The organism is Mesorhizobium sp. B2-3-14 (genome assembly GCF_006442175.1).
In the GTDB taxonomy this organism is placed as follows: Bacteria; Pseudomonadota; Alphaproteobacteria; order Rhizobiales; family Rhizobiaceae; genus Mesorhizobium; species Mesorhizobium australicum.
The window spans coordinates 816,500-838,193 of the sequence record NZ_VFVP01000002.1 but is presented as its reverse complement, the minus strand read 5'-3'; the positions used below and the strand labels follow the sequence as shown (position 1 = coordinate 838,193).

At 60.7% G+C, this 21,694-nt stretch carries 21 protein-coding genes and 1 pseudogene; 12 read left to right on the top strand and 10 right to left on the bottom strand.

Annotated features, from left to right (window positions below; translation table 11 throughout):
• The first annotated feature begins 69 nt into the window (after window positions 1-69).
• Window positions 70-279: a hypothetical protein gene (locus tag FJ950_RS08705; RefSeq protein WP_246681288.1), complete on the top strand. Its 210-nt coding sequence runs from the start codon at window positions 70-72 to the stop codon at window positions 277-279.
• A 206-nt stretch (window positions 280-485) separates the two neighbouring features.
• Here the strand turns inward: FJ950_RS08705 and FJ950_RS08700 are convergent, their stop codons facing one another.
• From FJ950_RS08700 to FJ950_RS08690, 3 genes are all read right to left on the bottom strand, one after another.
• The gene (locus tag FJ950_RS08700) at window positions 486-1,694 is read right to left on the bottom strand and encodes an ROK family transcriptional regulator (RefSeq protein ID WP_140616468.1); all 1,209 of its coding nucleotides are present in this window, start codon (window positions 1,692-1,694) and stop codon (window positions 486-488) included.
• Between the two features lie 139 nt (window positions 1,695-1,833).
• A complete protein-coding gene (locus FJ950_RS08695; protein ID WP_140616467.1) occupies window positions 1,834-2,856 on the bottom strand; it encodes a sugar isomerase in 1,023 nt (340 codons plus the stop codon).
• Window positions 2,853-3,779, bottom strand: coding sequence for a BadF/BadG/BcrA/BcrD ATPase family protein (locus tag FJ950_RS08690; protein ID WP_246677798.1), 927 nt, complete (start codon window positions 3,777-3,779; stop codon window positions 2,853-2,855). The genes FJ950_RS08695 and FJ950_RS08690 overlap by 4 nt, the downstream gene beginning before the upstream one ends.
• A gap of 150 nt (window positions 3,780-3,929) precedes the next feature.
• Here FJ950_RS08690 and FJ950_RS08685 point away from each other — a divergent pair, with 150 nt between their 5' ends.
• The 5 genes from FJ950_RS08685 to FJ950_RS08660 all read left to right on the top strand — a co-directional run bounded on the left by FJ950_RS08685 (window position 3,930) and on the right by FJ950_RS08660 (window position 9,219).
• Window positions 3,930-5,180: an extracellular solute-binding protein gene (locus FJ950_RS08685; protein WP_140616465.1), complete on the top strand. Its 1,251-nt coding sequence runs from the start codon at window positions 3,930-3,932 to the stop codon at window positions 5,178-5,180.
• A 1-nt stretch (window position 5,181) separates the two neighbouring features.
• Window positions 5,182-6,117 carry a sugar ABC transporter permease gene (locus tag FJ950_RS08680; RefSeq protein WP_140616464.1) on the top strand — a complete coding sequence of 312 codons (936 nt, stop codon included), beginning with the start codon at window positions 5,182-5,184 and terminating at the stop codon, window positions 6,115-6,117.
• Window positions 6,114-6,962 carry a carbohydrate ABC transporter permease gene (locus tag FJ950_RS08675; protein ID WP_140616463.1) on the top strand — a complete coding sequence of 283 codons (849 nt, stop codon included), beginning with the start codon at window positions 6,114-6,116 and terminating at the stop codon, window positions 6,960-6,962. Before FJ950_RS08680 ends, FJ950_RS08675 begins: the two co-directional genes overlap by 4 nt.
• 44 nt (window positions 6,963-7,006) lie before the next feature.
• A complete protein-coding gene (locus FJ950_RS08670) occupies window positions 7,007-7,939 on the top strand; it encodes a 3-keto-5-aminohexanoate cleavage protein (protein ID WP_140616462.1) in 933 nt (310 codons plus the stop codon).
• Between the two features lie 899 nt (window positions 7,940-8,838).
• A complete protein-coding gene (locus FJ950_RS08660) occupies window positions 8,839-9,219 on the top strand; it encodes a hypothetical protein (protein ID WP_140616461.1) in 381 nt (126 codons plus the stop codon).
• 1,164 nt (window positions 9,220-10,383) lie between these two features.
• Here FJ950_RS08660 and FJ950_RS08655 read toward each other — a convergent pair.
• The 5 genes and pseudogenes from FJ950_RS08655 to FJ950_RS08635 form a co-directional block, all read right to left on the bottom strand.
• Window positions 10,384-10,629 (bottom strand): hypothetical protein, encoded by a 246-nt coding sequence (locus FJ950_RS08655; RefSeq protein ID WP_140616460.1) that lies wholly within the window; start codon window positions 10,627-10,629, stop codon window positions 10,384-10,386.
• A gap of 322 nt (window positions 10,630-10,951) precedes the next feature.
• Window positions 10,952-11,405 (bottom strand): annotated as a pseudogene (locus FJ950_RS29755) (VOC family protein).
• A 565-nt stretch (window positions 11,406-11,970) separates the two neighbouring features.
• Window positions 11,971-12,219, bottom strand: coding sequence for a hypothetical protein (locus FJ950_RS08645; RefSeq protein WP_140616459.1), 249 nt, complete (start codon window positions 12,217-12,219; stop codon window positions 11,971-11,973).
• Window positions 12,220-12,304: 85 nt separating this feature from the next.
• The gene (locus tag FJ950_RS08640) at window positions 12,305-12,526 is read right to left on the bottom strand and encodes a DUF768 domain-containing protein (protein WP_140616458.1); all 222 of its coding nucleotides are present in this window, start codon (window positions 12,524-12,526) and stop codon (window positions 12,305-12,307) included.
• A 61-nt stretch (window positions 12,527-12,587) separates the two neighbouring features.
• On the bottom strand, window positions 12,588-13,451 hold the full coding sequence (locus FJ950_RS08635) for an RNA ligase family protein (protein WP_140616457.1): 864 nt from the start codon (window positions 13,449-13,451) through the stop codon (window positions 12,588-12,590).
• Window positions 13,452-13,583: 132 nt separating this feature from the next.
• Here FJ950_RS08635 and FJ950_RS08630 point away from each other — a divergent pair, with 132 nt between their 5' ends.
• From FJ950_RS08630 to FJ950_RS08615, 3 genes are all read left to right on the top strand, one after another.
• Window positions 13,584-13,772, top strand: coding sequence for a DUF3606 domain-containing protein (locus FJ950_RS08630; RefSeq protein WP_140616456.1), 189 nt, complete (start codon window positions 13,584-13,586; stop codon window positions 13,770-13,772).
• A gap of 1,238 nt (window positions 13,773-15,010) precedes the next feature.
• Window positions 15,011-15,262 carry a hypothetical protein gene (locus tag FJ950_RS08625; protein WP_140616455.1) on the top strand — a complete coding sequence of 84 codons (252 nt, stop codon included), beginning with the start codon at window positions 15,011-15,013 and terminating at the stop codon, window positions 15,260-15,262.
• 958 nt (window positions 15,263-16,220) lie between these two features.
• Window positions 16,221-16,541: a DUF982 domain-containing protein gene (locus tag FJ950_RS08615; protein ID WP_140616453.1), complete on the top strand. Its 321-nt coding sequence runs from the start codon at window positions 16,221-16,223 to the stop codon at window positions 16,539-16,541.
• Between the two features lie 1,413 nt (window positions 16,542-17,954).
• Here the strand turns inward: FJ950_RS08615 and FJ950_RS08610 are convergent.
• On the bottom strand, window positions 17,955-18,800 hold the full coding sequence (locus FJ950_RS08610; RefSeq protein ID WP_140616452.1) for an SDR family NAD(P)-dependent oxidoreductase: 846 nt from the start codon (window positions 18,798-18,800) through the stop codon (window positions 17,955-17,957).
• Between the two features lie 413 nt (window positions 18,801-19,213).
• Between FJ950_RS08610 and FJ950_RS08605 the strand changes: the two genes are divergently transcribed.
• Genes FJ950_RS08605 through FJ950_RS08595 form a run of 3 tightly spaced genes read left to right on the top strand, consistent with a single transcriptional unit; the run spans window position 19,214 to window position 20,782 of the window.
• Window positions 19,214-19,510: a hypothetical protein gene (locus tag FJ950_RS08605; RefSeq protein WP_246677797.1), complete on the top strand. Its 297-nt coding sequence runs from the start codon at window positions 19,214-19,216 to the stop codon at window positions 19,508-19,510.
• Window positions 19,507-20,385, top strand: coding sequence for a cytochrome c oxidase assembly protein (locus tag FJ950_RS08600; protein ID WP_015317832.1), 879 nt, complete (start codon window positions 19,507-19,509; stop codon window positions 20,383-20,385). Before FJ950_RS08605 ends, FJ950_RS08600 begins: the two co-directional genes overlap by 4 nt.
• Window positions 20,366-20,782: a c-type cytochrome gene (locus FJ950_RS08595; RefSeq protein WP_015317831.1), complete on the top strand. Its 417-nt coding sequence runs from the start codon at window positions 20,366-20,368 to the stop codon at window positions 20,780-20,782. Before FJ950_RS08600 ends, FJ950_RS08595 begins: the two co-directional genes overlap by 20 nt.
• Window positions 20,783-20,967: 185 nt before the next feature.
• Here the strand turns inward: FJ950_RS08595 and FJ950_RS08585 are convergent, their stop codons facing one another.
• Window positions 20,968-21,231: a hypothetical protein gene (locus tag FJ950_RS08585; protein WP_224587228.1), complete on the bottom strand. Its 264-nt coding sequence runs from the start codon at window positions 21,229-21,231 to the stop codon at window positions 20,968-20,970.
• Window positions 21,232-21,694: the final 463 nt, after the last annotated feature.

Here is a 21,694-nt window from a genome sequence, read left to right as displayed (position 1 = left end):
TGATGCACCGATCAGCGCACTGCGCCAGCGGCTGATCGACGACATGAACATGCGACGTTTCTCCGGGAGATGCAGCGCAACTGTCTCCGCGACATTGGACGCCTGGCGACATTCCTTGGGCGTTCACCCGACACGGCGACCGCCGACGACCTGAGCCGGTTCCAAATCGAGCAGCAGGAGGATGGCGCTCCCGTGCCGACGATGAACAGCATCGTGTCGGCGCTGCCCTTCTTCTTCACCCAGACGCTCGGCGCCGCCTGTTGCTATTTGGCTTCTTAGCAGCACCCCGCCGCGTAGATCTATTCCGAAGGTGCGGCCGTGCAGTTGGATCACGCCGTTCCCTGGCAGCGCGCGCCTACCTGCACAGGCGTGCTCGGTTTGTCGGCATGACCGGATGCCGACGCGACGCGCGAAGTCGCTGCGGCTGCGCAGGGCACGGCGCCGTCCCGCGGCGAAGCCACGCGCCCCCCGCCTGCCTTTCTCTTTTACCAAGTGTCGCTTGCGTCCGCCTGCAACTCGGACAGCGGCGGCAGCACGACAGCCGGATGCCGGCCTTCGCGCAGCAGCAGTCCGAGGCTGTAGTCGATGGCCAGTTTCACCGCCCCCAGCGCGGTGCCGCCATCTTCAAGCGAACTGACGGCGATCCGTGTGGGCCACGCAAGTTCCGCCGCCACGTTTTCAACGCTTTCCGTCATCAGCGGGTTTCTGCCGACACCGCCGCCAAGCACAATCAACCCGGGATCAAGCATGCCGATGCAGCCGGCCGCCAGCCTGCCGATATCGGCGGCATGGCGCTCGACGGCCAGCATGGCCGGGCGTGACCCTCCAAGCGCGCGCGCGAACAGACCCTTGGCCGAATCTGGCGGCGCGCCCTCTCCGGGGGGCCAGTCGGCACGGCAGCGCTCGATCAACGCCCGTGAGCCGAGATAATGTTCGAGCCCCTCACGATAGGGCGTTTCGCTGGCTGACCACGGAAACGGCATGCGGCCAATTTCGCCGGCCGCACCGCCGGCGCCGCGAAACAACCGTCCTTCGGTGATGAAGCCCAGCCCGACCCGTACGCCAACCTGCAGGAAGCCGAAGGTCCGGTGGCCCTGCGCAGCGCCAAAATGCATTTCGCCGATAGCCGCGCAGTTTACGTTGTTTTCCAGGATGATCGGCACCTCGATGCTACGGCGCAGCAGGCCAAGCACGGCGGACGGCCCACCAGGGCGGTCGAAACGATCATTGGAGACAATGCGCGGCACCGCCACGGCGATGGCCCGCAGCGCGCGAAAACTCTTGCCGACCTTGGCCATCGTGGCACGCGCCACCGACAGGACGATGGCGCCGACCTCGTCGGCATCGCCGGCGTTGGCTTCCGGGATCGGTTCTTCCGCAGACGCCAGCTTCTGTGTGTCCATCGAATAGGCAACCGCGCGCACCTGGGCGGCGCCGACATCGATGCCAATCGCATAGCCCGCTCCCGAGCCGATGCCGTAGATGGTCGCGGTGCGGCCAATGGCGCCGCGTTCCAGGCCGCGTGAGGCGACGAGACCGAGCGCGCTCAGCTCCGACACGGCTGCCGACATCGTCGGCTTCGACAGGTCGAGCATGGCACCGAGCTTCGGCCGCGTGACCGGCCCATGCGCGGCGAGCACGCGCAGCACGGCTCGGGCGCTGTCGGTCAGATTGGGGATTTCCGCAGCCGTCATCTCAGCCGTTCGACCTTTGCCCTGAAATCCTGTCTCCGGTCGGTGCAGCGAAAACGCCGCCACGACTCAAAGTCGCATCCCGCCCTCAATGCCCCATTGGTGACCGGTTTGGCAATTTACACGACGTCCGCACAAGATGTCAGACTTCCGTCGGCGACCACGGCTTCAGCTTGGTATCGGTCTGCCGGTAACGGAAAACGATGTCGGTCAGGCCGGCGGCGTCCTGCATGTCACCGACGACAAGCTGGATGGCTACGATCTCCAGAATGGCATCGGCGATGGTATTGCCAAGGGCCGGGATGGAAATCACCACCAGCCTGGCGGCCGAAACGACGTCCATGCGCCGCGTGACCAGCACCGATGGGCAGCCGAAGCCGGCGACATCCTGCGCGATCTTCACCTCACGACCATCGCCGATGGCGATCAATCCGGTCGCCGCATCCTGCGATTCCATCGGTCCATGCAGATAGTTAAGCGTATCCCATCCGGATGCCGGCACGCGAACAGCCTCGCGGATCAGCATCGCCGCCTCGCCCGCATTGGCGAAGCTAACACCGGCGCCGACGATGTCGATGGATGTTCTGCCCTGCAGCAGCCGCGCCGCCTGCCCGGCAGCATGTTCTGCATCGGAGAGGACGGTCGCGACCGCGCCGGGCAAAAGCGTCCAGTCGAAGCTGTTGCCGGCAAGGCTGTCGATCAGCATGCCAAGCGCCAGCAAGGTCCCGGTATAGCCGGTCGAGCTGGCGCCATTGTCGTCGCCCGACTCCGTGGCAACAACAGCGCCGGTCAAATCAGCCAGCGGATTGTCGCTGCCACGGCAGACTGCCACGCGTGGCGACGCGGATGCCTCGCGCATGACATCGAAGATTTCTCGGCTCTGCCCGGAGGCCGACAATGCGATAAAGGCATCGGCGGCAGCATCCGTGCGGCCATAGAGATCTGTCGGCGTATAGGCGAAGGCCCTGATGCCGGAGGCGCGCAGATAAAGCGCGCCGGCCAGCGCCGCCTGATAGCTGGCACCGATGCCGGCAAGCCCGATCATCTTGCCGGCAAAGCCTCGCAGATCGAGGCCGTCGAGTGCCGCGGCCACTGAGCGCCTGCCGATCTCGAGACTTTCCGTCTGGCGCGTCACTGCCGGGCGATAGCCAATACGCTTCATCATTCAAACAGCTCCAATGTGGGAGGATAGCCCTGGCGGACGAGCAGCCGCCGGGCCATGGCGACGCCGCCGAGCACCGGCGGCTCGCGCAGCAGCACAATCTGGCTCGCCGGCGACACTTCCGCCATGGCCTCGACGAATGCCTTCATGAGCATCGGCTGCTCCGAGATGACACCGCCGCCAGCCACGACCAGAGCAGGATTGGCGCCGCGTTGGATCAACAGTTCGACAAGCGCGGCAAGTCCTGCCCCGCCTTCCCTGATAACGCGGACGGCCAGAGCCGATCCTGCGATGGCCGCGGCGAACACGGCATTGGCATAGCGCCCCCAGACCGCGGCACCGCGCGTTTCGTTGAGCAGGATGCCGAGCTTGGTCTGGTCATCGGTATCGAGTTCGTGCATCAGTGCGGCAATCAGCGGGTCACCATCCTCGCCCCTGTCGAGGCTGTGGCGGACCGCCTTGGCGGCTTCGCGGACCAAAGCCGGCGCACTGCCCTCATCGCCGAGGATCCAGCCCCAGCCGCCGGCCGCTAGCATCTTGCCTTGGGCCGTGCGCGCCACCGCGATGGAACCTGTGCCAGCGACGACGCCGATGCCATCGCTATGGCCGGCGGCGGCCACCATCAGTTCGGCGTCGTTGACCACCTGCACCGAGCCGCCGGTCCTGCTCGCCAGCAGCGCCTGGAAGCGTAGGCATTGTTCACCCGTGTCGCAGCCGTGCGCGCCGACTGCCAGCGCAACGGGCGCCACGCCGCCGCACAAGGCGGCGACGATGTCGGCTAGTCTCGTGGCATCGGTTTCCATCTGCCGAATGCGCCAACTCTCCGTGACCAGCACCTCGTCGGCGATCGTGCGCTCGCCCCGGCATGCCATGATGCGCGTCTTCGTGCCGCCTATATCCACGCCTGCAATGATTTCCTGGGTCACGACATCCACCGCGCATGCCGGACAAAGCGGGTTGCCGCGTCCGATCTCATGTTAGTTAGGAAACTTTACAAACTATCTTTCCAGACGGCAAGAACTATGATTTGGTAGTCGTCGTAAAAAGCGCATCAAGCGCGATTGGGAGATTGCAACATGAGCAGGAGAAGGATTGGTCTGGCCCTCGCGGGCGCGTCTTTCGCATGGGGACTCACGGCAAGCGTGGCTCACGCTACCGACCTCTCGTTCTGGACCTGGCGTCAGGAAGACAAGGCCGCCTACAACGAGCTTTTCACCGATTTCACCAAGGAGAACCCGGACATCCATGTGAAGTTCGAGTCGTTCCCGGACGAGAATTATCCGACCATCGTCTCCACGGCGCTGGCAGCCGGCAAGGGTGGCGACGTCATCCATACCCACGCGTATGGCTGGCTCGAGCAGTTCGTGAAAGCAGGCTATTTCGAGCCCCAGGATCTGACCACGGTTCCTTCACTCGCCAACCAGGCCGCCGATGCGCTGGTGGCCGGCACCTACCGCGCCGACAAGAAGATCTATTCCCTGCCCTTCGCCTCGCAGACGCTCGGTCTGTTCATCAACAAGGACGTCTTCGCCAAGGCCGGACTGACCCCGCCGACCACATGGGCCGAATTCATAACCGTCAGCAAGGCGCTGAAGGACAAGGGTATCTATCCCCTGGCCAACGGCATGGGGACAAGCTGGTTCAACGAGATGTTCGTCGCCATCTTCACCAACCCGTTCCTCGGCCAGGACTTTGTCACAGATCTGACCTCGGGCAAGACCACCTTCAAGGACCCACGCTACATCGCGGCACTCGGCAAGCTGCTCGAATTGCGTGACTACATGCCTCCCGGTTTTGAAGGCATCGACTACGACACCGCTGGCCAGCTGTTCATCAGCGGCAAGGCGGCTATGCTGGCCGGCGGCAGCTTCGACATCGCCAGCTACCGGGCCCAGAACCCCGCCATCAATATGGACTTCGTCGCCCCGCCAATGGCCAAGGCCGGCGATGTGCCACAGGTAACCAAGTTCTTTGACGGCGGTTACGCCGTCAACGCCAAGTCGGCCAACAAGGAGGCCGCGCTCAAGCTGGTCAACTGGATGGGCACCAAGGAGTTCGGCGACAAGTTCTCGGCGTTGCTCGGAAACATCTCGCCGATCAAGGGCGTAGTCATTAAGGACGCGCTGCTGGCCCACGTCGCCAAGTTGAACGAGACCGCCATGCCGCATATCAATGTCGTCTACTTCCGTTTCCAGAAGCCGACGGGGTCGGAGCTGCTGCAGGGCGACATCACCAAGATGATGTCGGGTTCGATCACCCCGGACCAACTGGCCGCCGACCTGACCGACGGCCTCGCCAAATGGTACAAGCCTTTCCAGGGCAAGTGAGATGAGCAGCGGCCGGCGCCACACCACAAAGGCTTTTCCGTGGCGCCGGTCACTCTGGATCGCGTCGCTGCTGACACCGGCCTTGGTGGTCATGGTGTTGTTCGTGCTGTGGCCGCTGCTCTCGGCCTTCCGGCTTGCCTTCTATGAGTTCAACGGCCTGCAGCCGACTGGATTCATCGGCTTCGAAAACTTCCGCAAGGTGCTGTTCGAACAGCCTTATAGCGGCTGGACCTACAATGCCCTGAAACACAACGTCATCGCCTTCGTGGCGCTGATGGTGTTCGAGAACGGCACCGCCTTCCTGCTTGCCTACGCATTGCTGAAGGCGCTGCCCGGCCATCGCATCCACCAGGTCATCGTCTTTCTGCCTGTCGTCTTGTCAGCTGTCATCGTCGGCTTCCTGTGGAAACTGTTCCTGCATCCACTGTTTGGTCTTGTGAACCAGACGCTGGCGCTTGTCGGCATCGGTGCCATCCCGTGGCTCGGCAATGAAAACACCGCGTTGGGCAGCATCCTGTTCGCCAATGTCTGGCATTGGCTCGGCTTCCCGACGCTGGTGTTGCTCGCCGGCATGCAGCGCATCGGCAAGGAGGTGATCGAGGCCGCCCGTCTCGATGGCGCCGGCGACTATATGCTGATGACGCGCATCATCTGGCCGCTGATTGCGCCGAGCGTCACCATCGTCACCATCCTGACCTTCATCGGCAGCTTCAACTGGTTCGAAATCCCCTATGTCATGGCCGGCCTAACCGGGTCGCCCGGCGGCGCGACGGATGTGCTCGGCCTCTATTTCTACCGCACCGCCTTTGGCTCGACGACGACAGGCATCCAGGATTTCGGGCAGGGTAGCGCGCTGGCGGTGATGATGTTCATCATCGTTGCCGGCGTTACCGCAATTGCGCTTCGGTACCTGCGCCGTCGCGAGATCGAATTGTGAGCGCTGCGGTCGGCACCAGGGAACCCGGCGAGCTGGTGAAGAACGGCGCCATCCAGCTGATGCTGGCGATCAATGCCATCATTATGATCTATCCGCTGTTCGTCATGGTGATGTCGTCCTTCAAGACCAATGCCGAGATCTTCTCGTCGCCCTTCGCCCTGCCGGCGCACTTTTCGCTGGCCAATGCCGAGCGTGTGTGGAGAGAAACCAATTTCGTCCGCTACCTCGCCAATTCGCTCGGCATCACCATGGCCGCGGTGGCCTTAATCCTTCTGTTCAGCACCATGGCCGCCTATGCCATCGCCCGCTATCAGTTCAGGCTGAGCACCCTGGTGCTGATGTTCTTCCTGAGCGGCATGACCGTGCCGCTGAAACTGGCGATCATTCCATTGTTCATCCAGCTGGATTCGCTTGGACTGGTAGACAGCTATGGCGGCCTGGTGCTGGTCTATGTCGCCATGGGCATTCCCTCAGCGGTGTTCATCATGACGGGCTTTCTCAGGACCTTGCCGCGCGAACTGGAGGAGTCGGCGCGTATGGACGGTGCCAGCGAATTTCGGATCATGCGCTCAATCATGCTGCCGTTGGCGCGCCCGGCCCTGGTCATCGTCGCGATCCAGAATGCGGTGCCGATCTGGAACGATTTTTTCTTTCCGCTGGTGCTGATCACGTCGGACAATCGCAAGACGCTGCCGCAGGGCCTCACGGTCTTCGTCGGCGAATTCACCACCGACTGGGGCGTGCTGTTCACTGGTCTGACGCTGGCGGCCCTGCCGATCACCTTGCTATATATCATGCTGTCGAAGCAGTTCATCTCAGGCATCACTCAAGGTGCGGTGAAATAGAGCGCGGTGAAATAAGCGCCATCAAAGGACGAGGATATTTTCAAGTGGCGAACCAGAACACGATCATCATCACCTGCGCGGTCACCGGCTCGATCCATACGCCGTCAATGTCGCCGCATCTTCCGGTGAGCGCGGAAGAGATCGCCGACGCCGCGATCGGCGCGGCCGAGGCTGGTGCAGCGATCGTCCATCTGCATGCGCGCAATCCCGCCGACGGCCGGCCCGACCAGTCGACCGAGGCTTTTGCACCCTTCTTGAAGGTGATCAAGCAGCGCTCCAACTGCGTCATCAACATCACCACCGGCGGCGCCGCGACGATGAGCGTCGAGGAGCGGGTCAAACCGGCCGCGATCTTCGCGCCGGAAGTCGCCTCACTGAACATGGGCTCGATGAATTTCGGCCTCTATCCGATGCTGGAGCGCTTCAAGACTTTCGAGTATGATTGGGAGCGCCCCTATCTCGAAGGCTCACGCGACCGCATCTTCCGCAACACCTTTGGTGACATCGAGCACATCCTGCGCACCTGCGCGGAAAACGGCACGCGTTTTGAAATCGAGTGTTACGACATCGGCCATCTCTATACGCTTGCCCACTTCGTGGAGCGCGGCCTGGTCAAGGCACCGTTCTTCGTCCAGAGCGTGTTCGGCATACTGGGCGGCATCGGCACCCATCCGGAGGACGTCGCGCATATGAAGCGCACCGCCGACCGCCTGTTCGGCAATGACTATCATTGGTCCGTGCTGGGCGCCGGCCGCAGCCAGTTGCCGATCGCGACTCAGGCCATCGCGCTGGGCGGCAATGTGCGCGTCGGGCTTGAGGACTCGCTGTGGATCGGCAAGGGCCAGCTGGCAAAATCCAACGCCGAGCAGGTGAAGAAAGTGCGCCAGATTATCGAGGGGCTCGGTGCCTCGGTCGCCACCCCTGACGAGGCGCGGCAAATCCTGCAGCTCAAGGGCGGCGACAAAGTCTCTTTCTGAAAAACACCAATGAGCGCGGTCACCATAAAGGGTGTCGAGAAGGCCTATGGCAAGGCGCGGTCATCTACCGCGTGTCGGTGGATGTCGCGTCGGGTGAATCCGCATCCTGGTCGGGCCGTCCCGTTGCGGGAAGTCGACCTTGCTAAGGATGATCGCCGGCCTCGAAGACATCAGCGCCGCGACATCGCGCTCGACGGCAAGGTCGCCAAGCTTGCTATGGAGGGGAAAGCGACGAACCACCGCGGCGAGATCCGATCGCAAAGCGCTTGTCGAACTCCGAGGCCAGCTTGACGGCAACGATTGAACCCATGCCGAGCTGCCCAAATCTGGCGTCGGCGGCGATCTAGTCTTGTCAACCGCCTGCGATCACCAGCTCCGCCACGAGCCAAAAGCCGCTCCCCATGAACAGCAGCACCACAATTGCAAATAGAATGATCCTCATGCCACCCCCGTCTCATTGCGGGGAACTGTAGCAAATCGGCGGCGAGCGACGTCGTTCGTTCGAACGCTTCGCTAGTGCTCTAAAAGGTTCATATTCCGGCAGCCGGCGAGCCTAGCGGCTCACCCTCCACTAGTATTGCCGGTTAGGCTCGGCGTCCTCCAACAACTCTCCTTCTTGGATGCCGGGCCGGCATGAGGATGGAACACGCGTTGACGATCTCGCTCACCCTGAAGGCCCCGCCAGGGCGTTTGCGGCACGGCTATGCTGGCCTTTGTGCTGCGCCCGGCCGAAAGCCTGGGCACGGGCCCCGCGATCGGCGTGGGTGCCATCGCCGCGTGAAGGCCGACGAGCTTACACCGAAGCAAAGGCAGCACGACTGCCCGACAACACTCCCTAACGAGCGTCCGGCTCGCCTCCCGCTCACGTGTTACGGCCCTCAAAGAGGATTGGAGAAGTCATGCAGAAGCAGAACGGCTATTGGTGGGCAATCAGTGTTCGGCAAGATCACGACCGGCCAGAGATCATCAATGTAGGGTCCTATTCATTGGGCCAAGTGGCAATTCGCATTGGTGATTCCGACCTGTTTGATCTGGTCGAGTTCGAATTGCTTCAACATGTTGACACCAGCGCATGGCCGCAGAAAGGTGCCGTCGACCCAGAGACAGTCCGCGAGGGCTATTGGTGGGCGCTCGATCCTGACGAGGGTCATCAGATTGTTCTGGTCGACAAAGGAGGGTCCGTCCAGGACTTCAATGGGGATTTTGAGCGCAGTCTCGATGAGTTCGAATTCTTAATGCCCATCGACACAACGACTTGCCGAAGGAAGGCCACCTCCTGAGGCCGAAATCCCCACCATATTAGCGGTTGCTTGCATTTCAGGCGAAGCAGGATCATGCTGATGGGGCGGTCGGGAGGAGGCCACCAAACAAGGTGGTTGAAGGGCTAAACCATGGAATCCGTTTGTTACGTCCCCAGTTATTTTCTATTCAACATCGCCATGGCGTTTATCGTCGTGGCACCGTTCGCAGCTACGCGACTGCTGGTGTTGAGGATGCGCTTCCCTCAGACCGGACCATCAAAGTGGTCGGCGGGCTCCTGCCCGCCTAGCCAGCGGCGGCTAAATGAGACGATGGCCAAAGAAGAGTTCCAAGTTGGCGCGGTGCGCGCAAATATCAATTTGACTAGGAAACGCGTCGGAAGCAGCGTGCGATCGATCGCAGCTTCCCTGATCCTAATCCTACTCCCTGTCGCAGCCGAACGGACCCGCCCCGAATAGCGAAGCCGAAGCTCCCCAGAATACCGAAGCAGCGACTCACACGCCAAAGCTACGACCGCGACGGCGCGCCGGTCTCTCTATCGCCAACATCATCCTACTAGCGACCTTCGCTTCAATGATTGTCTGACCGGCGACGATGACGGCATCGATGGACGCGCTGCTGAAACCAGCGCGCCGTCCCTGCCCCTTAAGGTTCACTTGCCACCGAACCGGCCCCGCAATACGAAGTGCCCCGCTATCGTTGCCGAAGCGGTCACCTCAGCCGTGAAGGACAAGGCCGCGCAAGCCGACGCCGCGTTGGAGCGTATCAGTTTAGCCAAGGACCATTCCAGCGAACACTACAGTGAGGAGCAGTGACACTGGCACAGCTAGAAGACAGCACATCTCGATGGTTCTCGTATCTTGCCGCTTGTCCATCTTCGCCGTCTCGCATTGTTCGCTGTCATTTTGACGCTAACGGGTTCCCGATGGAAGCCGGTCCGCGCGAGGCCGCTTGAGAAGCAGCCGGGGTGCTGTATATTAGCAACACCTTGACCAGGAGCCGCCGTCGCTGTGCCGCAGTGAAACAGCGGTCAACAAAAAGCCCGCCGCGTGGTCTTCCGCTACGGGCCTGCTTTTATGGAAGTGGCTGGACCCCGGAGGGAATCGACCACACATGGTGAACTGGGAGCGACCGACTCAGCTCCTCGACGAGGCCGGCAAGGTCGCGGCCGGTCTGGACCGATCTCATGACGGCGCTGTCGACCAGGTCGAAATACTGCGAACGTTGGCGTAGACCGTGGCGTCGACCAAGTCGCGCATTGCATCCGTCATCCTGAATGCAACTGAGATGCGGGCGTCGCGTAGGATCTTGCGCGCCGCCGGACTCGACCGCTTCTCTACCGATAACGCGAAATAGTCGCCCAACTGATCGGAAGCCACGTCGAAACGCTTGGTCGACTGCGACGCAAGCTTGCGGATCGACCGGCGCATCCGCCTCCATCTCCGTCCTGCGCATCCGATGAACTAGCTTCGGTTGCGAGCCGGGCCGAGTGTCAGCGCACAGCATCCCTTCCGGCGCGATAGCTCGAGGCGGTGCGGCGGCTATTACTTCCCGGTGATGGATAGCTTTTGGAGAGCCGCAGCCTTGCGGCGGCCAGGGGAATGCTGTTCGGTGTCGGTTCGAGAGGCTCGGCCTTGTCTATGCTCTCCACAAACGTGAGTCTTGATTGTTCGAGCCTTGTGTCTGTAGAAGACCGAGCTGGCGTCGCTCGCGTACCGGCTGATTCTTGTACCCGTCGAGGCAGCGTCCTTATCAACGCCACCGCGCCCATTGCCTAGGTAGCGGGAGCCACTTTGTGGCATATATCCTATCGAGTTCCCTTGGGGCCGGCTCGAAAAGCTTAACAGGATTGCCACTTGGGTCGTCAACGAGAACCTGTTTTCCGCCGTTGCCTGCAATGATGTCGCTTCGAAAAATGCACCCCATTTCTTTCAGTTTTGCAACGGCAGACGCCAAATCCTCATATTCGACCAGAATGCGGTTCCAACCACCTGGGGCCGGGCTGGAGCCGTCCGCCATGGATTGCCCAGCACCGCCAGCGCCGGGCTTGTTCAAAAGGAGCCGCAGTTCTCCTTTCGACAGTGCAGCAAACCCTGGAGCGAGGTGCATTACAAAGGCTGAACCCTAGCGAATTCACATAAAAGGAGATCGCTGAATCAACGTCGTCAACGATGTAGCGAACGCTCACGGCCATTGAAGCCTCCATCTTTCCTTTGCAAGTATGCCGCCGGCGGCGACAGCTACCAATGACTGACGCCCGGCGAGGTCCTGTCCGAAGACCCAATACCCAACAGTCAGGTCCTTACAAGTGCATATGTTGTTCGGCCAAGCGTTGACGGCTCTCTTGCCGATTATGTGGTCGGTCTCGCCCCCGCCAGCCGTCCTGCGCGCGGCGCAGGCCCTGATGCAAAGAGGCGTGACGGCTCCAGGCCCTGGAAAGAGCGCGCCGCTGGCAAGTCGTGGCCACGGCGGTAGAAGCACCTGCAGCTCAATAGCCATCGCCAACTTTGGGTTGCTTCCCGGTATCAGCTACCAGCGGAGCCGCTACGGCGCGTTTGCCCCGAAGGTGCAGCACGAACTTTGCTCTTGGGCTTCGCGATCCGGGGCCGCCATAGGTGACGCTATAGCGGGTTAATTTCAGTCCTGGCGCTGCTCGTATTTGCACGAATGCTAATATTAGTCCATGATCCCTTCTGCCGGGAGGAACTCCGGCATGGCCCGGTCGCCGGCCCCCAAGCCTAAGCACACCCCCGGCAACCGGGCCGCCCACATCAAATGCTTGACGAAGGCGCCGGCCGCACCGGCCCGGTGGTATTCCACTGAATGAACTCGACTTCCTTCCCCGTCACTTCCCGCACAGACTTCAACAGCGCCTCATGGAGGGTCCGCGTGGCGCGGTAATGCTCGCAGTGTGGGGATATAAACGGCTTCACGATGCACCTGTGCAGCGCTTCCGCCGCCGCGAGAAAGCGCTCGATTTCAGCCTGGGAAAGCTGTTTGGATGGTTTGGACCTGGCCATTGGCGATCTCCGATATTTGAGAGAGGGGTCGCCGCAACAGGGAGGATTATATTCCTCGTCGCGATACGGTTGGCAAGCCTTATCGTTAATCGGCTAAGCTGCCGTCGCGATGCTGCATCGCCTTCGCGATCACTTCGAAGACGCTGCCGACTTCTTCATAGATCTCGCTTACCGCGATGCCCTCTCGGTCCGCAGCTTCCATCAACTGGTCCGCTAGATCGTTTATTGCGGCCGGATCGTCGGTCACTGCATTCGGCAGATGCTCTGCCATCCACCTGGCGAGGAAATTGGCTCCGCGTGCGCTCATTTTTCCATAAGTAGCCGCCGCATATTAGGTTCCGCTTGTCTTGCGAGGGGCAGCATCACGGCTATTGCTTATGCCGGAAATCGAGCAGCTTGGCGTGACGTAGCTTCTCCTCACCCTTCAGGAACCGCACGCGGCCGACCAGACCGGGTTTTAGCCATTCTGCCTTTGCCTTGGCCAAGCCTAGCGGAACAGGTCCGCCGACCTTCCCTTGCACGCGGTCCCATAGCGCTTGTCGCTTGGCAGCCTTGAACGTGATAGAGGCACCGCCGGCATAGCGACCTTTGTCGGCCATGAGGACCATCGCGGGTTTGCCCACCTCACGCTGCACGCCAATGATGTCCATTTCCTTTTCGGCATAGCACTTGATCTTGCGCCAGTTCATCGTCGGCCCGCTGCGATAGGTGCTGTCCTTGCGCTTTGAAACCATACCCTCCAGGCCGGCTTGGTCGACAAGGTGATAGACGGCATCGCCGGCCCCAGGCATTGCTTCGCTGAACTGGATGCGACCGCCAGTCGGGATCAATGCCTGAAGAATGTCGCGGCGGTCTTCCACCGGCATGTCGCGCAAATCATGACCATTGAGGTGCAGGAGGTCGAACGCCACCAGGTAGAGGTCGCGCGACGGCTTGCGGCTCGTGACGGCTGATTGCAGTGCATGGAAGTCAGACAGCCCAGCTTCATTGATGGTGATCGCCTCACCGTCGATGATGAAGTCTTTCGCTTCGATCGCCGCGGCTTCGCCAGCAAGCTGGATGTAGCGGCCTGTCCAGTCATAGCCGTTTTTGGTGATCAACCGAATCCCGTCGTCATCCTTGATGACCTGGGTCCTGTACCCATCGAATTTCATCTCATGGATCCACTCATCGCCTTGGGGCGGGGTGTCGACCAGTTCGGGCTCCATCGGCTTAACGAAAGTCAGACGCATCAACTCACTCCCAATATCCCGATTGATTTTAATTAGCTTTAGCTAAAATGGTTCCGAAAACGCCAAATGGCAGGCGCGATGCAACAAAGCTAACCGCACCACGTTGCCACCAATCGGAGTGGAGGAACAACCATGACTGACGACAAGAACAAGCTTGGATATCATGATCGAAGCCGCGTGAGCGGCGATCAGGAATGCGAGGTAGGCTGGATAGATAGGTCGAATTTGCTCGTGAAATACGCAGGTGCGGAGTTGATTGCGAAGCACGGCAACGACCGCGAGACGCTGGAACGCGAGGCGAAAAATCTCAAGGGTCGCTGAGCGCTCATGACGAAGTACCGCTGGAGGAGATCGAAGGCGACACGGTGGTGTCATCAGGCATCGGTCGCTACCGCGGCGGGCTTTTCATTGTGCACGAAGCTGGCACAGCGCTTGGTCTCAACCCGCACGCGCTGAGCCCCTGTGGATGGCCAGAAAAGGCCGGATGTGTCGTGCACCGCAGCGGCCCCGGCGTTTGATCCGGCAGGGGCAAACCGCCAACCTAAATGGCAGAAGCCGGCTTGCTGCGCAACCGCGGCCAGCTTTGGGTAAGGCTACCATTGTTGTCTTTGAGCGTCGTCGTTCAAACGCACGAGCAAAGAAGACCGGGAGCAGTATGGCTAACGCTCACCCAGCCTGCGAAGGGCAGCCTGCGCAGATTTGAGGTTTTCGACTAAGCGTTCCAGCCGCTCGTCTTGCTCTGTCGACCGCCCACTTCCTCGTTCCCGCTCCAATATCCGACCTTGAATGGATAAGGCACTCTCATATTGGCAACGACGTCACGAAGGAACTCTTTAACGGCACCCATGCTTCCATCTCCCTGCTAGGGCGAAGCATGATGTTCACTTGCAAACGTCCGATGCCTGTAAATCGGGGGCGACCAAGACACCGTACGCTCTACGGGGCAGATAGCGAATCTTGACGGCGAGGAGCCCGCGCGGCGGAGGGCGCGTCAATGCGGCGTTGGAAGCTCTCGCCCATCGAAGCTGACTGCCAAGGCCTGGCCAATTGCAAATTTCAGGATAGCGGCCGTAATGGCCTCATCGCTATCGGCGCAACCGGGCGCGCGCGCGCGAAGCTCCTGGATGGTTTCCCCGATAGAGATCACATCGCCTTGGCGACGGTCGGGACGTACCGCCCGTATAAGCTCTTGAGTGGTGAGGCCAGGCGGAAGTATGCGCTTCAAACTGCCCATCGGGAGCCCTCACTTACAAACAGGACAGAAGCCGGAATAATACCGCGAATCCTGGCTGCATCGAGTCCGACTGAAGTCCCATCACTGAGATTGACGGCGCAGCGCTCGTCCTATCTTGTGACCAGCGCGGCGGACCTGAGGTTCGTCTGGCCGGCGCGGTAGCTCTCAGGCGACGCGTCGGCAACCAGTCATCCAAAAACCCCTGCGTCATATGTTATCGCCAGGCCGTGCGGGAAGCGTAGCGTTGGGCGGTCGTCCGCCGTTCCCCGGCATACGGATGCTTGGAAGTCAATTTAGGTGCTTTCGCCCAACAGGGAGGAAAGCTATGTCTGAACACCCCAAGCAGCTTCATACATTTCAGCAGAATACCGATCGCGACTGGACCAGGGCTACCGACCCTCGGCTGATCGCTGCGTTGAGGCAGCTGACCCGCTCCTATAGAGCGCAATCAGCCGAGGCAGCAGATGAGCTGATGGTGCTGACGCTGGAAGCGGCGATCAATGAAGCCGACGACCGGCCAAGAGACATCACCCTTTTCCGATGGCTGAGCGGGATCATGGCGCGGCATCTCAATTGAGGGGGCGCCGAAGAAACAAAGGGCTCATTTATGAACGGCCTGCGTGATCCGGCTCCCTGGCCTGTGGCGCGCGAGCGTATCTAGCGCCACCTGCAACCTGATCGCAGCTAGCAAAATGCTCACCGGAATTACCTCGGATCGCTCTTTCTCGTCCATAGCCCGGGCCCAACAAAGGTGAATCCCGCTTGTTCCGGCTGCGGGCGGGGTCCACCGCAGTATGGTTAACCTCGCGGTCAAATAGTGTTGCGGGCATGAAAAAGCCCGCTGACCGGAGCCAGCGGGCAAGCCACTTGGGAAGGCCGCTGGAGTAAGGCGGCCATCTCCCGACCGCTGTCGTTCCGCAGCCAAAGAAAGCCCGCCACCAGTGAGGCAGCGGGCTTGTGGCACGACAAATCTTTTCAGCTAATCGATCGGCCCTGTGACGGTGATCGACGAAGAAGTAGCGGCCGTAACAGCGGACAAACGTTCACGCTTCGTCAGGACTGGCTTTTCATAAGTTTTCTTCATCGCGCGCTCAGACCTTGCCAATCGGGCCGGATATGATGATCACCTGAGCTGCAATGCTGCCCAGTCGCTCGCGCTTCTTCAGTTCAGCTTTTCGTATGTCTTCTTCATGGGAATCCCCGTTGCCCCTCAAGGCGGAAAATTGCCCTGAGCCAGTAGGCTTTGTCAATCGCCTGCGCACAGAGCCGGACTACATCTCTATCAAGGATAACAAAGCCCGCCACTGCGAAAACAGTGGCGGGCTTTGTTCGAAAGCTGTTCAGAACAACTCTCCGGCGCCTCTTGTCCGGGGGAGGTGTCGAGGTGCGCCGGGGAGTGGGTAGATAAACTCGGTTGCTGGCGCAGCAAAAAGCTGGCGGGCGAGATCCGTTCTCGCCGCAAAAATCGCCGCGATTGCAACCAATCTCAGTCTGAAAAGTTTGGAAGGCCTATCACCGTCAAGGAGGGTCTGACCTTGAGCGCTTTCCTGCCTGTGAAGATGAAATTTACGAACCTCCAAGCGGTGACGGCCATCTCGTCGGTGGCCGAAGCCAGAGCGGCAATGGATGCGGCCGCATGGAAGAACAAGCACTTGCATTCCTATCGACAGGCACTGCGTTTGCTGGAGGAGGCTCAGGCAGGAACCTGCCGGCAATCCATCGCTTTCGCAGCCTTTGTCAAAGCCGCAAGAGATCAGGACATGGTTGTTTCAGATCAACCGAGTGAGGCCCTGAAGCGCCTAGACGTGCTGGCACGCTCCATCTATGTCCAGGATCGCATGCCGCGCTCGATTTAACCAACAAGCGCGTCCTGCAAACTTGAAGCCCGCGCCCCTCGGCAGAAAAGCGCGGGCCGACCAAGTGTGCCCTTGACCAGCGCGAACGTTGGAGTGCGCTGCGTTGGCCCAAACTTCCAGCGCATGGAAAAAAGCCGGCCGCGTGAGTCAGCGGACGATGTCAGGAGTGTCGTTGGAAGAACCCAGCCGTACCAAAGTACAAGCCGGGCGACCGACAGAAACGTTAGACTGTCCTAATGGATGAATCGAATGTTGGGCGGCCGTGGCGTATCAGGTCCGAGAAATCTTCGGGGCGAATGCTTGCCGAGTATCACGTAGAGGCCAGCACCTCTTTCAGAGCCGCCGAGCAGGCTACAGGGCGCCCGCTGACGCTTCACAGATGGGGGGATTATTTCCTTGAAGTGACAGATGACCGGAGCGGGCGAGTATCCATATACCAGTACGCCGACTTGCCCTACTAAGCAGCTCGAGTCGAGGAACGAGTGTCAATAAAAAAGCCCGCCACCAAGGAGGCAGCGGGCGGGTGGTCACGATTATATCTTTTCAGTGAGCCGGTCGGTCCGGTGACCGTGATCGACGAAGAGGTTCCGGCCGTAACAGTGGACAAACGTTCACGCTTGGTCAGAACAGGCTGAAAGTCTATCCTTCATCGCGCAGATCACACCGTGCTCGGGCCGGATACGATGACCAACAGGGCTGCGATGCTGTCGAGGCGCTCACGCATCTTCAGTTCTGGCGTGTGCTCCTCGCTTTACCTCGGCGGCGAAGTTGCTTTGCAAAACCGGATGTGTCAACCAGATGCGCTTCCGATGGTGGTTCCGGCAACTTTCGGGCTTCGCGCCTGCGCGAGTGGCCAGCTCGGTGGGGCAGCGCACTCCATCTTGAAGAAATTGAGCGCCCTGAGCGCCACGGCTTCCGGTTCAGGATCATCGCGCGGGACGCCGATCGCGTCGCAGCAACTTTCGATTGCCTGCGATAAAACGCGATGTCTTGAGGGTCAAGATAATCCTGAGAGTCCAGAGCTTTTCCATTCCGTATAGGTGAAAGCGCCAAGATGAGCTTGGCGCTTTTGCGTAGCCTTCCGGAGGGTGCCTGCGAACCCTCCAGTTGACGTTCTTTAGCCAATGTCTTCGAACATGAGGGAACGTTTCAAGCCATGCGGCTCTCCGTTGGCAAGGGCTTCTTTTGAGCTTTGCCTTTTCTGATTCGTGCGGCCATGTATCCGACCTGTAGATGCGGCTATCATTGGCGCTGGCCATAATGGCATTCGCGCGTCTCAGGTCCCGATCGTAAGCCCGCCCTTGAGGTGCACGGCCCCATCGGGTTTTTCGTGAAAAACCCCGCCAGTAGCGGGGCACAGGCACAACCAATTCGATCTTTCGCATCGGAACTGGATGAGCACTTTTGTTTGTGTCACTTCGGTTCCCGGTCGCTGGGAGCATCTGCCAACGTTCCCGAAAAAAGCGCAGGGCCGCGCGTCTTGAGCAGCGACAAGGACGTGTAATCGAGTATCGACAATCCGCCATCGACCACAAGCGTCTGACCGGTGATGAACGATGCTTCCTCACTAGCAAGGAAGGCCACCGCTGCAGCAATCTCGCTTGGAGTTCCCATGCGGTTGAAGACCCCCGGCGGGACTTCCCATTCGCCCGAGGAATTCATGCTCGACGCAGGTTCCTTTTCATCGAGCTCTGTGGCAATCCAGCCGGGGCTGACACAATTGGCCCGGATTCCGAATGGCGCACCTTCTATCGCCAGCGAGCGTGTGAGCGCCTCCACTCCCGCCTTCGCAACGCCGTACAATCCCCAGTTTCCGTGCAGTGTGGCAGTCGACGAGATGTTTACGATCGACCCACCGCCGCAGTCGCGCATCACCGGAAGCGCGTAGGAGGAGACGAAGTAGGTCGAATCGAGATTGGGGCCGCGCAACTTTGACCAGCGCTGGCCCGGTGATTCATTAGCCTCGATGCCTGACCGGCGCGAGCCGACCCCGGCATTGTTGACGACCACGTCCACGCGGCCCCATTGCGCAACCTTGTCCACCAATTCCGCTGCTGCCGCCTCGCTTGCCAGATCACATTGAAAGAAAGTAGCTCTTCCGCCGGCAGACGCGATCTCTAGTTCAACTTCGGAGCCCTTGGTATCGTCGCGACCGACAAGAGCAAGCCTGGCGCCTTCCTTTGCAAAATACCGCGCTATTCCACGTCCGATTCCGGAATTGCCCCCAGTGACGACTACGACCTTGTCTTGAAACCGCATCTCGCCCACTCTCCTGATGAGAAATCACTCTGCCGCGGTCTGCCAGTATAGAAGCTTTCCAATACTCTGGCCCTTGCGAATCCGAATTTTCGACACAGACATCCTTCTCGCCAACACTGCCAGTGGCCCATCCGGGCCGGAACACCGTCAGTTCGTCGGACGTTCTTCCCACGATCTGGAAGCCGGTCGGAACAGCCGTCTCATCCAGTCCCGGGGCAGCGCCATCACATGCTATGTATCAGAGGACTTGGCTATGTCGTCGATCGCCAACGTGCCGACCAGCCGCTTCAAGATGCATAGCAATAGGCGCGCCGATCTTGCCCCTTGATGAAACGCCGCTTTCTATGCTGATTTCATCCGAGCATTGAAGACAGCACTGAATTCCTACCGTCGAAACGTGTCGGGGCCTGGCTTTGAGCCATGCTTGGGCGATCTCGACGCAGCTGAATTACGCGCTTGTTCCGTGGCAGTGCAATCGCCAGGTGCCGGTCGTCCTTCCGATCGCATTGCTGCTCGCCTTGCTTTCGCTTCTCGGCGGCATGCTTTCTTGGCGGGCACGGCGGCAAGGGGGCGCGGCTTTCAAGCCGGAGCGCACGCGCGGCACCGAGCAATTCGTCGCCGATCTCGGCATTCTTGCGGCTTTGCTTTTTGCCCTCGTCATCGTCATGCAGGGCAGCGCCGCACTCATTCTCGACGAGTGCCTGCGATGAGCTTCGAGGCCTTCTTCTCAACCTCGATCTGCTATGGCGCCGGCGCGCCCGAAGCGGGATGGACGCTTGCGTTTCCCATCACGCTCCCTTTGGCCGCAATCGCGCTCATCTATGCGCTCGGAGCGAGCCGGCTATGGCGCCGCAGCAGCCGGGGCCGCTCCGAGCGGACGCGGCAAGTTCTGTTGTTCACCGCCGGCTGGGGCGTGCTGACCGGAGCGCTGGTCAGCCCGATCCATGCGCTTGGCGAACGGGTGTTTGCCGCCCACATGATCGAGCATGAACTGCTGATGGCGGTAGCGGCGCCACTCCTTGTCGCCGCCTGCCCCGGCGCAGCCCTGATATGGGCATTGCCGACCGGACTTCGCCGAGGGACGGGAAGGCTCACGCACGGCAGGACTCTTCATGCGATATGGACCGTTGCCAGCCGCCCCCTCAACGCAACCGCCATCCACGGCATCGCGATCTGGATCTGGCACGTTCCCGTCCTGTTCGAGGCAGCGCTTCAGCAGGGCGTGCTGCACTATGCCCAGCATGCGAGCTTCCTCGGCACAGCCCTGCTGTTCTGGTGGGGGATTTTGCCGCGTTCCGGCCGCCAGCAGGCCTATGGCAGCGCGGTCATGCATCTCTTCTTCACGTCACTGCACACCGGTCTGCTCGGCGTGCTGCTGCTGTTGTCACCCAGACTCTGGTACCCGCAGAATGCCGCCGACGCGGCGCTCTGGGGTCTAACCCCGATCGAGGACCAGCAGCTCGCCGGACTGGTGATGTGGGTTCCGGCTGGCCTGATCTATGGCGGAGCCGCCTTGCTGCTTGCCGGCCTTTGGATAAGCAAGAGCGGAATCAGGGAGGCAAGCCATGCGCTCCGGCCTGGCTAGGATGGTGGGCGGCGCGCTCGCCGCGATCCTGCTGCTGACCGCGGCAGTCGCCGCAGCGACCTTGTGGTCCGACCGGCGCGATCGTGTTCGCCACGAATCGGACATGGCGACCGGCGGCTTGGAAGCGCGCGCCATTCCGATCATGATCGCGAACGGCTGCTCTGGATGCCATACGATCCCCGGCGTGCCGGGGGCACAAGGCCAGGTTGGTCCGCGCCTCGATTCCAGCCTTGCCGACCGGGTCTTTATCGCCGGCGTGCTGGCGAACAATCCGGAGAACCTGATCCGCTGGATACGAGCGGCCAGGGAGATCAATCCGCACACGGCCATGCCATCGACGGGGATCACAGAGCAGCAGGCGCGTGATATCGCTGCCTACCTCTACGCCCTGAAATGATCAGCCCTCGCCGCCGCGCCGGGACCACAGGCCGCGGCCGGGGTCGTAGCCGACCACTGCCGCCAGGAAAAACACGACGAGGCAGGCGAGAACGATTTAGGGCGGAAACGAGATCGAAGCGCAGATAGAGCGTGAAGCGTATCAGTTCGACCGCCGAACTGAACGGCCCTCGAGCGACAGCGCCTTCATGGACCGATCACCACTCCCCAGGGGCCGCGTCCCACCGGCACCGACTTCACCACCTCCTCATTCTCCAGATCGATGAACGAGATGTCGCCGGAATTGCCATTGGCGCTGACCAGGCGCTTCTGGTCATCGGACAACGCCAAGTGCCACGGCCGCTGGCCGACGAGATAGAGGCGGCGCACCGCCAGCGTCTTGGCATCCACTTCGGCCACCCGGTTGGCCGAACCGAGCGCGACATAGGCAGTGGCGCCGTCGCGTGCCATTTCGATGTCGACCGCCTGGACGCCCTCGCTGCGGATGCCGGGGACCTCGAACTCGACCTTGCCGGTCTCTGCACGAGACGTGGTGTCGAGGCGGTCACCGTCCCGGGACCAACAGAAGCAGCAGGATCGAGAGCGCCAGTTTCATTGATGGAGAGGTTGGGCGAGAATAGGAGTTCATTGACGACCTGAGGATCGGCCACGTCGATCTTCGCCTGCGGGCCGTCAACTGGCGACGGAAGAACCGGCAATACCGATCCGTCCAATCCATAGCGAATTTTGCTTCCAGCATGTTTGATTTTAGTTGCTCTCTGCCGAGGCTGGTCAGTGTTGATCACCGAACAGCTTGGAAGCCTGTAATCTACTGCATTCTCTTTGTATTTCAGACACTTGGCGGGCGAGCATTGCCGCGATTCACGGCTGTTCGATGCTCGTTTGAATCGGTTTAGATTCATATTAATTTCAA

Coding starts and splice junctions, on each gene's coding strand:
- FJ950_RS08595 (WP_015317831.1), top strand. CDS start 20,366: ATGCGCTCCGGCCTGGCTAGGATGGTGGGCGGCGCGCTCGCCGCGATC.
- FJ950_RS08640 (WP_140616458.1), bottom strand. CDS start 12,526: ATGAGCGCACGCGGAGCCAATTTCCTCGCCAGGTGGATGGCAGAGCAT.
- FJ950_RS08685 (WP_140616465.1), top strand. CDS start 3,930: ATGAGCAGGAGAAGGATTGGTCTGGCCCTCGCGGGCGCGTCTTTCGCA.
- FJ950_RS08680 (WP_140616464.1), top strand. CDS start 5,182: ATGAGCAGCGGCCGGCGCCACACCACAAAGGCTTTTCCGTGGCGCCGG.
- FJ950_RS08600 (WP_015317832.1), top strand. CDS start 19,507: ATGAGCTTCGAGGCCTTCTTCTCAACCTCGATCTGCTATGGCGCCGGC.
- FJ950_RS08585 (WP_224587228.1), bottom strand. CDS start 21,231: ATGGCACGCGACGGCGCCACTGCCTATGTCGCGCTCGGTTCGGCCAAC.
- FJ950_RS08610 (WP_140616452.1), bottom strand. CDS start 18,800: ATGCGGTTTCAAGACAAGGTCGTAGTCGTCACTGGGGGCAATTCCGGA.
- FJ950_RS08695 (WP_140616467.1), bottom strand. CDS start 2,856: ATGATGAAGCGTATTGGCTATCGCCCGGCAGTGACGCGCCAGACGGAA.
- FJ950_RS08625 (WP_140616455.1), top strand. CDS start 15,011: ATGTCTGAACACCCCAAGCAGCTTCATACATTTCAGCAGAATACCGAT.
- FJ950_RS08645 (WP_140616459.1), bottom strand. CDS start 12,219: ATGGCCAGGTCCAAACCATCCAAACAGCTTTCCCAGGCTGAAATCGAG.
- FJ950_RS08660 (WP_140616461.1), top strand. CDS start 8,839: ATGCAGAAGCAGAACGGCTATTGGTGGGCAATCAGTGTTCGGCAAGAT.
- FJ950_RS08705 (WP_246681288.1), top strand. CDS start 70: ATGCAGCGCAACTGTCTCCGCGACATTGGACGCCTGGCGACATTCCTT.
- FJ950_RS08635 (WP_140616457.1), bottom strand. CDS start 13,451: ATGCGTCTGACTTTCGTTAAGCCGATGGAGCCCGAACTGGTCGACACC.
- FJ950_RS08630 (WP_140616456.1), top strand. CDS start 13,584: ATGACTGACGACAAGAACAAGCTTGGATATCATGATCGAAGCCGCGTG.
- FJ950_RS08655 (WP_140616460.1), bottom strand. CDS start 10,629: ATGCGCCGGTCGATCCGCAAGCTTGCGTCGCAGTCGACCAAGCGTTTC.
- FJ950_RS08700 (WP_140616468.1), bottom strand. CDS start 1,694: ATGACGGCTGCGGAAATCCCCAATCTGACCGACAGCGCCCGAGCCGTG.